Below are 10576 nucleotides of genomic sequence, written 5' to 3' on the forward strand. Positions count from 1 at the left end.
GGCGGACCGATCTTCCCGGACTGGAGGCGCTGGCGCTCGACGCGGATGGTGCCGGCCTTGAAGTCGACGTCTGACACCTTCAGGCCGAGCAACTCGCCGATTCGCAAGCCTGATCCGGCGAGCGTGACGATCGCCGCGCGGATGTACGGCGGCATCACGCAGGCCATGGCCTCGACCTGCGTGACCGTGGGCGGGGTGACCTCCTCGTCGGGCACGGGCGGAAGGGTGATCCGGCGGCACGGGCTGGAGGCGATGACCTTGTCCTCGACGGCCGCGACCATGAGGCGTACGAGGACGTCGTACACGTTACGCACGCTGCCGGGGCCGAGCTGCTCCGACAGGCTCTTGAAGAGCACCTGGAGGTCGTTGCGGCGTATCGCCGCCATGGCGCGGGCGCCGAGGGCCGGGACGAGGTGGAGCCGGAGCGCGTTGTCGGTGATCCGCTCGCCCGCCTCGCTGGCGATGAGCGACTCCTCCCACTTCTTCGCGTACTTCTCGAACGTGATCCGTCCGGCCTGTGGGTCGACGTACTGGCCGGTCACGATGCTCGCCGTGACCTCGTCGAGCCAGCGCTGGGCGTCGAGCTTCCGGTCGAAGTGGCGGGCGTGCTCCTTGCCGTCGAGGTCGCGGTAACGGGCCCGCCATTTGCCATTGGGGCGCTTCTGGATGTTCGCCAAGTGGCTTCTCCCTTGGGTTGGTTATCGGTGGTAGCCGCCGCCCTCGATGTGCTCGGTGAGGGTGCGGGCGTCGCGCTCATCGCCCATGAGGCGAAGGCACTGCTCGTGGATGGCCCGTGAGCTGTCGGGGTGGGCCTGGATGTACTCGGCGATGCCGACGACGGCGTGGTGCAGCCGGTCCTCGGCGTCGCGTGTCTCGTAGTACGCCTCGACGGCCTCCTGGACGAGCCGTCTGCTGTCGAGGTCCAGCCCTTCCAGCGGCGGGGACATCAGCTCTTCGAGGGGCAGCTCGAAGACGCGAGCGAAGGCGAGGGCTTCGTCGACATTGATGCGGCGGCGCGGGGTGCCGTTCTCGATGCGCCAGACCGCGGTCTGGTTCATCTTGACGCCGGCCTTGGACACCCGATCCGCCAGCTCGATCGTGCTCCACCCCCTGACCTCGCGCTCCAGTGCCACCCGCGCGGCGATGTTGCCCTCGCTGTAGAGCAGCGGTACCTCACCGCCGTCGACCTTGTCGCCTGTCATCGGACCTCCACCATGACCATCACTTTCCCAATTGAACCATACGCTTGCCGATTTGGTTAACCGGCGATCGTCGAGTACAACCTATGCAGACCGGATTGCTGCCTAGTCGATTGGGAATGCATGCGATATCTGACCACCGCCGAGGTCGCCGAGCGCTACCGCACAGCGGAGAGCACCGTCCGCTACTGGCGCCAGATCGAGAAGGGCCCGCGCGGCATCAAGATCGGCAAGCGGGTGCTGTACCCCGAGGCCGAGCTGCTGCGCTACGAGCGGGCGCTGATCGAGGGCCGAGACGAGTGGGGTCTGGCCTCCTGAGCCGCCGGAGGCCCGGGACACGGAAACGGCCCTCGGCGCGCCAACGCCGAAGGCCGGAGAGTCCCCCGCACACAGCCCATCCCTGAACGAACAAGCCGACGAGGGGCTGGACCTTGCCCGTCCTGCCCCTCGTCTGAGAGGAACGTCTATGGAGGACTCTACGTCCCCCACCAACCCGAACACGGTCCCCAAGGTCAGCTGGCCCGAGGTCGCGGTCCCCGGCCAAGGCGTCCCCGGACGCCGCGGGGACGCGCATTCTGCTGCTGCGGTATCAGGGGACCGTGCCCGCGATACATCCGGTCCCCTGGCGGCGCGAGCCACCGTCCCCATATCCACATCGGTTGGAGACGTGCAGGTCAGCGGCATCGGCGCGCCAACGGGGACCGGTCCCCAAGACTCTGGAGTTGCACCAGGGGACCGCACTGGGGACCGGGACAACGGCACTCACCTGTCGCCGGGGACAGACGTCCCCGTGGAGCGGGCTGAGCAACAAGAGGTCGCAGCCATCGATGGCGGGACGCTCGCCGACGGCCATGAAGGCGCCGGTGCTCAGGTAGCCACTGACGGGGTCGCGCTGCTGGACGAGTTGCGGGCAGCGATCGGCAAATACGTGGTGCTGCCCAGCGAGGAGGCGCTGACCGCTGTCACCCTGTGGGTGGCGGCCACGCACATCCAGACGGCTCTGCAGCATGCTCCGCGTCTGGCAGTGGTGAGCCCGACGAAGGGGTGCGGCAAGTCCCGGGTTCTGGACGTGCTCCACGAGACCGTGCACCAGCCGATGATGACGGTGAACACCTCCCCGGCGGTCATCTTCCGGGTCATCGGCAAGAACCCACCCACCCTGCTGGTGGATGAGGCGGACACCATCTTCGGCCCGAAGGCGAGCGGTGACAGTGAGATCCTGCGCGGCCTGCTGAATGCCGGGCACCAGCGCAACCGGCCCGCCTGGCGAATCTCCGGTCCGGATCACAAACCGACCCCGTTCCCCACCTTCGCCATGGCTGCCATCGCAGGTATCGGCGACCTGCCGGACACGGTCATGGATCGGGCGGTCGTTCTGCGGATGCAGAAGCGTAAGCCGGGCGAAAAGGTCACCCCGTTCCGCTCCCGGTATTCGGTGCCGGAACTCAACGCGCTGCGTGACCGGCTGACCGCCTGGCTGGGTCCCCTGCGCGGGCAGGCTGCCCGAATGGTGCCGCAGATGCCGGTAGAAGACCGGGCGGCGGACACCTGGGAGCCGCTGGTCATCATCGCCGACCTGGCAGGCGGCCAGTGGCCCGCCCAGGCTCGTGCCGCCTGCTTGGCCATGACCCGCCACGAGGCGGCCCAGGACGAGCAGAGCAGCCTGAAGACGCGGCTCCTGCGCGACATCCACCGCATCTTCGCGCAGGCGGACAACCCCGAGGCCCTGGCCACTCAGGATCTGGTCGCCTCGATGCTCCAGGACGCTGAGGCCCCGTGGGCGGAGTACGGCACCAAAGGGCTGAACGCGTACCACCTGAGCAACCTTCTGCGGGACTTCAACATCAGCCCGGCCAACTACCGGTTCGACAAGGGCAGGCAGGCCAAGGCGTACATGCGCAACCGGTTCCTGGACGCCTGGGCCCGCAACTGCCCCGACCTCGTCGAGGCGGCACCCGAGCCCGAACGCGGCGCCGCTCCCGCCCGCATGCCGCAGGGCAGGCCGCCCGCCGCCCCGGCGGGGACGCTGCCTGTCGGCCCGCCAGGTGGCCCCGCCGGACCGAAGCGCGCTCTCTGATCCCGCCGGGGTCCGTATCACTCCGTCGCATCCGTCCCCGCGCAGGTCAGCGCGGGGACGGACTCTCTCGCCGGGACGGAGTTCTCCGTACCTGCCCACGTGTCCGTACCTGTGCTGACCAGGCATGCGACGGATGCGACGGACGTGACACAGCCCGATCCCCCCTCTCCTGCGGAGCACCACCATGCACACCGAGAACGACACGAACCCCTCTTCGTCCCGCCGCTGGGGTTGGTTCAGCCGGGACCGACGAACAGCAGCAAGCTGGAGCGAACGAGCCCCTAAAGAGGCTTCGTCCGCGCTTGCCCCCGCCCCTGGGGTGGCGGAGGGAGAGGGGGCCGGGCGCCAGCGGGCGCCCGAGCCTGAGGAGGGGGTGAACGAGCCCCGCACCGCGTCTACCGCCGACAGCGCCACGCAGCCCGTCGCCGACTCCGTCACCCCACACGCCGAGCCGTCTGCCCGGCAACCGCGCGCCGCCGTTGAGCAGCCCTCGTGGCGTGAGCCCGACGCCCCCGCACTGCCCGCGCGGATGAACCGCAAGCGCACCATCGAGAAGCGCGACCAAGAGAAGAAGATCCGCTTCACGCCGACCGCAATCCGTCTCATCGACGCCGAGGCCAAGCGGCGCCACCAGAAGTTCGCCGGCTTCGTCGGCGACGCCGCCCTCGCCGTCGCGCTCGGCAAAGCGGGGATGGTCGGCAGCCCGGAGGACGACCCCATCCGCCCGCTGGTGGAGGCCATCGAAGCGCACACAAAGGCGCTGAACCGAATCGGCACCAACCTCAACCAGATCACGGCAGCCGTCCACTCCGGCGCGATACCCGAGCGCACCGAGGCCGTCCTCGACCGTATCGAGCAGGCCGCCCAGGCCAGTTACGCACTCATGGACCGGCTCCTGGCGGAAGGAGCCGGTCATGGTGCCTGACGTCTCCACCGGCTCCAGCACCCTCGGCCTGATCAACTATCTCTTCGGCAAGGGGCGGCGCGACGAGCACACGGACCCCCACATCGTGGCCGCCTGGGACATGGCCGGCGCCCCCGACCCCGGCCTCGACCCCGAGGCCACCTACACCCAGCTCGCCCGGCGCCTGGACCACCACGTCGACCTGCGCACCCGGGAGCTCGGCGGAAAGCCGCCGCAGCATGTGTGGCACTGCCCTGTGCGCACTGCGCCCGGTGACCGCTACCTCACTGACGCCGAGTGGGCCGAGGTTGCCCGCCGCGTCGTAGCTGCCACGGGAATCGCCCCTGAGGGAGACGAGAAGGCGTGCCGTTGGATCGCGGTCCGGCACGCCGACGACCACATCCACCTCATGGCAACCACCGTCCGAGCCGACGGCCGCCGCCCTCGTACGAACCGGGACGGCTGGCGGGCACAGCTGGAATGCCGCAAGATCGAGGCCGAGTTCGGGCTGCGCCGCCTGAAGTCCGGTGATCTCACCGCCCCGCGTACCCCGACCGGAGCCGAGCGCGCCAAGGCGGAGCGCCAAGGGAGGGAGGAGACCGCGCGGGAGTGGCTGCGCGAGCAGGCGTACGCGGTCGCCGCCGCCGTACGCAGCATCGACGAGTACTTCACCGTGCTGCGCTCCCTCGGCATCCAGGTCAGGCCGCGCATCGGCCCCGAGACCGGCGAGGTGACCGGCTACAGCCTGGCCGCGCCTGGCGACACGGCCAACGGCGAGCCGGTCTGGTACAGCGGCTCAAAGCTCGCCCCCGACCTGTCCTGCAACCGCCTCTGCGAACGCCTTCCCACCCAGGAGTTGGCCGACCGCCCTCAACAGCTGGCGGACCCGGCCGAACCGTGGCACCGCGCCGAAACCGCCATCCGCGGCGCCCGCACCGTCCTCGATTCAGGCGACGACGCGGTGGCCCAGGGGCATCTGGATGCCTTCGGCGACGCCCTCCACAACCTCGCCCTCGCCACCAACGGCGAGCACCGGGCCGAACTGCAAGCCGCCGCACGGGCGTTCAACCGCGCCCGCCGCTCGGCGATCCGGGCCGACCACCAGGCCGCCAGCGCCTTCCGGAAAGCCGCCAAGGAACTCGCCTACGCCCCACATGGTCCGGGCGGACTCGCCGTCGCCCTGATCTTCGCCGCGCTCCACTTGGCGCGCGCCGCCGCCAAGTGGCATGAGCAGCACGGCCACGAGCAGCAGGCCGCCGCGGCCGAGGAAGCCTTCCGCCACCTCCAGGCCGGTTACCAGCAGACCGCCCAGCCAGTCCTGGCGGATCTCACCCGTCGCGCCCCCAGCGCCACAACCACCAACCGCTTCGAGCAGGATCTGCGCGCAGTCCTCCCCGACCACGCCGCCCGCGTCCTCGCTGATGCCGCCTGGCCAGCCCTGACCACGACCCTCGCCCGCGCCGAGACCGCCGGCCACAACCCCCGACATCTCTTGGCCGAGGTCGCCGCACGGCGAGAACTCGACAGTGCCGAACGCCCTGCCGAGGTTCTCAACTGGCGCATCACCGTGCAGCCGAACAGGCGAGCACAGGCAGCTCGCAGCCGGAGCAGCCGCATCACCACACCCGTGACGCCCACGCCACAACCCACGCCCACGACGGTGATCGAACGGCCTGCGGAACGCGGCCGCCGGCGATAGCCAAGTCGCCTCTCAGCGACGGCAGACGATGATGCCGCCGAGACACCTGACCTCGAAGGTGCCCTTTCGGGCGATGTGATCGGCAAGGATCGTGCGGGCCCGCTCGATCGTGGCCTCGAAGGGCACCTCGTGCTGGTCCGCCCACGCCCGGTACGAGGCCATGTGCGCGATGACGGGCTCGGGGTTGTGGACCGTGATGGTGCCGGGCAGTTCGATCGTCTCCACCCGGCCGAACTCCTCCCGCAGGAAGGCCGGAGCCTTCTCCAGGGAGAAGCGGGCGCTGAGCGAGATGCGGGCCGGGCCGCGTCCGGTGCCGAGGACGTCGCCCGCGGCCCGCTGCCACAGGTCGTCGAGTTCGGCCTTGTCCAGGTCGCTGTTGGTGGAGGCGATCACCAGCCCGTCACGGGCCACGACACGGGACAGCTCCCTGACCGCCTGCGGGATGTCCGGGACGTGGTACAGCATGTGCAGCGCCAAGGCGGCATCGACGCTCGCCGTGGCCAACGGCAGGCGGGTGGCATCCGCGACGGCGACAGGGCCGGGCACGCCGGCGAGGATGCCGGGGGCGATGTCCAGGCCGAGCAGGGCCAGCTCGGGCCGGTCGCCGCGGAGCCGCTGAATGAACTTGCCGTTGCCGCAGCCGACATCGACCACGCGCCCGCGTACGCCGCTCAGCTGTTCGGCGACGATGCCAGGCAGGTCGTAACGGGGTGTCTGCCACTGGTAGAGCGACTGGCGGGCGGCCAGGTCCCGGTCGCTGTTGTAGGCGCTTCCGGCGAGGCGGCTCCGGTCGGTGACGGCGGCGTCGCGTGCGGCGGACAGTTCGGTCACGTCGGCAGCTCCGGTGAGTGGGCGGCGGGTGAGGCCGCGAGGACGGCCGTGTGCTGGAGTCGTTCGCGTAGGTGGGCGGCCTGCGCGGCTCCACCGTACTGCGGCCCTCCCAGCTCCCGGCCCAGAGCGGTGAGCCGGCGCACGATGCTGGCCGACATGCGCTCAGGCGGGGATTCGAGGACGAATCCGAGCATCGCCTCGGTGCCGTCCAGGTCGCCCAGGAGCAGGTGACCGCGGGCGAGATCGACATGGGCGGCGAACAGGTCGCCGACCGACTGGTCGTCGTCCTCGGCACTGCGGTAGAGCCGGATCGCACTGTCCGCGCTGACGATGGCCTGCTGGACGTGTTCCCTCCCGCCCACGGCCAAGTGGCTCGTGCCCGCGTACGCGAACTGCTTGGCGGCCGGGAAGGCGAAGATGCCCGGCACCTCGTCATGGCCGGGCATTGCCTCACGGGAGCGCTCGGCATCCGCAAGGGCGGCCACCGCGCCCACCCGGTCTCCGGCTACGGCCAGCGCACGCGCCTCCAGGCTCGCCAGCCGGGCTCCGATGCTGCCGGGAGCCCGGTGGTGGCGGCCGGCCTGCGCCAGCCGCGCCGCCTGCTCGTATCGCCCAGTCCAGTAGGCGATCAGGGACTCCACCGCCCGCACCCAGGCCAGCATCCCCTCGTGCCCGACCGCCTCCGCACACGCCCGAGCGGTACGGGCGTGGGTGGCAGCGGAGTCGTAGTCGCCCAGGTCCAAGCAGACGTGCGCGGACAGCCCGCACAACCGTGAGGCCGCGACGTACAGGTCAGCAGTCTGCCGGGGATGCTGGCGCCCGCGCAGCAACTCGAACGCCCCGTCCCGCAGCCGCTTGATCTCGATGTACAGCTCCATCAGCGGATGGCTGACGTAGGCGCGAGCGAGCCGAGCAACATCGGCTTCCAACTGCTCGACGACGAACTCGTCGGCGTTGCGCTGCGCGATGAACCGGGCGAAGTCCGCCGACATCGCCGCGTCCGCCGCCGACATAGCACCTGATCGCGAGGGCACCACAGGCCGCGCCGGAACGGTCTCCGCAGCCTTGTCTCCACCCTGGCGGCCCTTGCTGACCGCCACAGCACGGTCGAGCATTCCGATGTCGACGCCGAACACCTGAGCCAGGTACCTGCGGGTGTACGGAACCGGGATGCGCGCCTCGCGCTCGTAACGCCCAATCTCCTTACCGGTCTTGGCGGCCCGCCCCTCCAGGGCGTTGTATTCGTCGGCCACCCGCTGCTGGGTCCAACCACGCCCAGTGCGCAACCGGATGAGCAACGCACCGATCCCCGTGTCACCCATCCCATCTCCCAGGAACATGCGAACTCTGGCCCCCATAGTGGCCCCCCGCATGGCCCTCACGCTGGCTCCCGACCCAAACGAGCGACGGCGGTTGGCTGTTGGCCATGCCCAGCAGACTGCCCGACGAGCCGGACACCCTCGCACCGGACCAAGCCCTCGACGGCGCCGTCGAGCACGAAACGATGCTCTTCGACCGGCGCCGGACCACCCCAGGCGCCGCCCGCTCCTTCGTCGCCGGGACCCTTACCCAATGGGGCCGGACCGAACGCCTCGACGACATCCGGCTGTGCACCTCCGAACTCGCCACCAACGCCGTCCTGCACGGAGCTCCCGCAGGCGGTCAGGTCCTCGTACGAGTCGAACTGCACACCACCGTGCTGCGCATCGAGGTGCACGACGGCGGCAACGGCACACCCACCAAGCAGGAGCCACGGAGCACCACCGACGACGGCCGCGGCCTCCTGCTGGTCTCTGCCGTCGCCGACCACTGGGGCGTCGAGAAACGCCATGGCCCCGGCAAGTACGTCTGGGCCACCTTCCACCACAGCGCGGTGCCCACATGCTGACGCCTGCCCGCACCGAGCCCTTCGCGCCTTCCGCCGGTTTGATCGCCTCCCTGGCCACCACCACGTGGTTGGACACCACTCCGACCGGCGCCACTCTGTGCTGCCTCCTTCTAGTGCCCCAACCGCCCCACAGCTGCTACGAGACGCCGGCCGTCATCGAGCAACGCATGCGCGCCGTTGCCGAAGCGCTACACCTCGGCCCCGCCACCACACCCCCGCCGGACATCGGGCCACGCCTGCATCTGATCGCCCCGGCTGAAGTGGCCCTGCGCTTCGACGGCACCCCGTACCGCAAACGCATCCCCACCGGCCGCCCCTGGACTCTGCTGCTCGGCCAAGGAACCCCGGTGGCCCTCGTCCTCGGCCTCGACCCACTCTCCCGCAGCGCCGCACCTGCGGAGATCGACTCCTACCTGGACCGCGCCACGCTCCTCCAGCGCCTCCTCTTCGGCCACACCCGATCCGAGTGAACCCCAACCCACCCCAGGGGGACATCCCGTGACGCCCCACCCCGTCTCACCAAACACAGTCCTGGCCAACGCCCTCCACCACACCGAGGACGTTCTGACCCCACGCATCCTGGCCACTCCACCCGAGCGGATCGTGTTGGTCGTCGGCACCCAAATCAACGGCGCCCCGCACATCGGCACCTCACTCGTGCAGTCCCTGGCCTTCGCCATGGCCGCGCGCCTCCGTGACCGCTTCGGCAGCCCCACCGAAGTCCTGTTCAGCGCTCTCGACAACGCCCCCTACGAACTGACCACCGACCCGGTCAGTGGTCACCGATACCAACGCGCCTACGCCCAGGCCCTCGGCCACGAGGCTCTGACCGACCTCGTCACCGCCCTCTACCAGCCCCTGTTCACCGCGCTTTCTCGGCACCTGGGCATCCCTCACCGGATCGAGACCTACAGCCAGCAGCAGGCCGGCGAGCACTTCCGCCGCACCTGGCTCCGCCTCCTGCCCCGCCTCGACGCCGCCCGCTGGTGGCTCGCCCCCTCGACCGGCAACCCGCACCTACGCGTCCCTTGCCCACACCCCGGCTGCGGCTGGGCCGAGAAGCACGCCGAACGCATCCGAGTCCACCTCACCGACCGCGAGACCGCGCAAGTCGCTGCCGTATGCCTCCACCACGGCCCCTACCAGGCGACCATCACCCCAACCGGAGGCGCCTACCTCGACCTGGCCACCCTGTACCGCAATGCGGTCAAGGAACTCTCCGTGTCCAACCCCCACGGCACGCTGCACGTCATGGTCAAGGGCGGCGACTGGGTCTTCGGCTCCCACTTGGTCGACGAAGCCCTCCAAGCGGTCGGCCTCACCCGCGCCCAGCTCCCCGCCCGCCTGTTCTGCCCGCAGGTCGTCACCGACACCGGCGCCAAGCTGTCCAAGTCGCTGATCCGCGAGGGCCGCGCTCCCCTGCCCGAGGGTGCGGACGACTGGATGCTCGACACCCGGCAGTGGCCCGGCACCATCGCGGAGTACGCCGAGCAGCTGCTGGCCACGACCGATACCTTGCTGTCCGACCCCCGCCACTTCTTCCGCGCGTACTCGGCCGCCGAGATCGGCCGCATGATGACCGCACCAGCCACCAGGAGCGTTCCCGCCCCATGACCGACACCACCGCCCGCATGCACGAACTCAACCTCTACCGCCAGTACTTCGACCTCGTCGCCGCAGGCACCAAGACCATCGAGGTGCGGGTGAAATACCCGCACCTCACCGATCTCGGTGCAGGCGACATCATCCGCTTCCGCGTCAAGGGCACGGACGAAACCTGCAGGGTGAACGTCAAGCGGGTGACCGAATACGCCAATTTCGAAGCCCTGCTCGACGGCGAGGGACCGGCCAACATCAATCCAACCGCTACTCGCGAACAGCAGCTCAACAACATCCGAGCCATCTACCCGCCCAAGAAGGAAGCCCTGGGGGCTCTGGCCATCGAAATCGAACGTACCGCTGACCACTAGCCTCCGGC

The 10576-nt window shown here is 69.9% G+C and carries 12 protein-coding genes; 8 read left to right on the plus strand and 4 right to left on the minus strand.

All coding sequences use genetic code 11. The features are described 5' to 3' along the window. Together ICC28_RS32515 and ICC28_RS32520 are read right to left on the minus strand one after the other, a co-directional pair. A partial coding sequence (locus ICC28_RS32515; protein WP_188292381.1) for a tyrosine-type recombinase/integrase occupies positions 1 to 677 on the minus strand: 677 nt, incomplete at its 3' end. 21 nt (positions 678 to 698) lie between these two features. After that, positions 699 to 1202, minus strand: a complete 504-nt coding sequence (locus ICC28_RS32520; RefSeq protein ID WP_186285306.1) for a helix-turn-helix domain-containing protein — start codon at positions 1200 to 1202, stop codon at positions 699 to 701. Between the two features lie 120 nt (positions 1203 to 1322). Here ICC28_RS32520 and ICC28_RS32525 point away from each other — a divergent pair, with 120 nt between their 5' ends. The 4 genes from ICC28_RS32525 (at position 1323) to ICC28_RS32540 (ending at position 5879) form a co-directional block, all read left to right on the plus strand. Further along, entirely contained in the window at positions 1323 to 1517 is a 195-nt protein-coding gene (locus ICC28_RS32525) for a helix-turn-helix transcriptional regulator (RefSeq protein WP_019889361.1), read from the plus strand. Between the two features lie 586 nt (positions 1518 to 2103). Further along, a complete protein-coding gene (locus ICC28_RS32530) occupies positions 2104 to 3276 on the plus strand; it encodes a DUF3631 domain-containing protein (protein WP_188292475.1) in 1173 nt (390 codons plus the stop codon). A 319-nt stretch (positions 3277 to 3595) separates the two neighbouring features. Continuing rightward, the gene (locus tag ICC28_RS32535; RefSeq protein ID WP_188292382.1) at positions 3596 to 4201 is read left to right on the plus strand and encodes a hypothetical protein; all 606 of its coding nucleotides are present in this window, start codon (positions 3596 to 3598) and stop codon (positions 4199 to 4201) included. Beyond that, a complete protein-coding gene (locus ICC28_RS32540) occupies positions 4191 to 5879 on the plus strand; it encodes a relaxase/mobilization nuclease domain-containing protein (protein ID WP_188292383.1) in 1689 nt (562 codons plus the stop codon). Before ICC28_RS32535 ends, ICC28_RS32540 begins: the two co-directional genes overlap by 11 nt. Positions 5880 to 5891: 12 nt before the next feature. On the opposite strand, the gene ICC28_RS32545 is transcribed toward ICC28_RS32540, so the two are convergent. Further along, positions 5892 to 6710, minus strand: a complete 819-nt coding sequence (locus ICC28_RS32545; RefSeq protein WP_188292384.1) for a class I SAM-dependent methyltransferase — start codon at positions 6708 to 6710, stop codon at positions 5892 to 5894. Further along, the gene (locus tag ICC28_RS32550) at positions 6707 to 7963 is read right to left on the minus strand and encodes an XRE family transcriptional regulator (protein ID WP_317454142.1); all 1257 of its coding nucleotides are present in this window, start codon (positions 7961 to 7963) and stop codon (positions 6707 to 6709) included. Before ICC28_RS32550 ends, ICC28_RS32545 begins: the two co-directional genes overlap by 4 nt. Before the next feature lie 173 nt (positions 7964 to 8136). Here ICC28_RS32550 and ICC28_RS32555 point away from each other — a divergent pair, with 173 nt between their 5' ends. The 4 genes from ICC28_RS32555 to ICC28_RS32570 are packed head-to-tail and all read left to right on the plus strand — an operon-like array spanning position 8137 to position 10568. Continuing rightward, entirely contained in the window at positions 8137 to 8598 is a 462-nt protein-coding gene (locus tag ICC28_RS32555) for an ATP-binding protein (RefSeq protein ID WP_188292386.1), read from the plus strand. Next, entirely contained in the window at positions 8592 to 9068 is a 477-nt protein-coding gene (locus ICC28_RS32560) for a hypothetical protein (protein WP_188292387.1), read from the plus strand. Before ICC28_RS32555 ends, ICC28_RS32560 begins: the two co-directional genes overlap by 7 nt. A 28-nt stretch (positions 9069 to 9096) precedes the next feature. After that, the gene (locus tag ICC28_RS32565) at positions 9097 to 10212 is read left to right on the plus strand and encodes a hypothetical protein (protein ID WP_188292388.1); all 1116 of its coding nucleotides are present in this window, start codon (positions 9097 to 9099) and stop codon (positions 10210 to 10212) included. Next, positions 10209 to 10568 (plus strand): ASCH domain-containing protein, encoded by a 360-nt coding sequence (locus ICC28_RS32570; RefSeq protein ID WP_188292389.1) that lies wholly within the window; start codon positions 10209 to 10211, stop codon positions 10566 to 10568. Before ICC28_RS32565 ends, ICC28_RS32570 begins: the two co-directional genes overlap by 4 nt. The last annotated feature ends 8 nt before the right edge of the window (positions 10569 to 10576 follow it).

The organism is Streptomyces sp. TRM68416, assembly GCF_014596915.1.
In the GTDB taxonomy this organism is placed as follows: Bacteria; Actinomycetota; Actinomycetes; order Streptomycetales; family Streptomycetaceae; genus Streptomyces.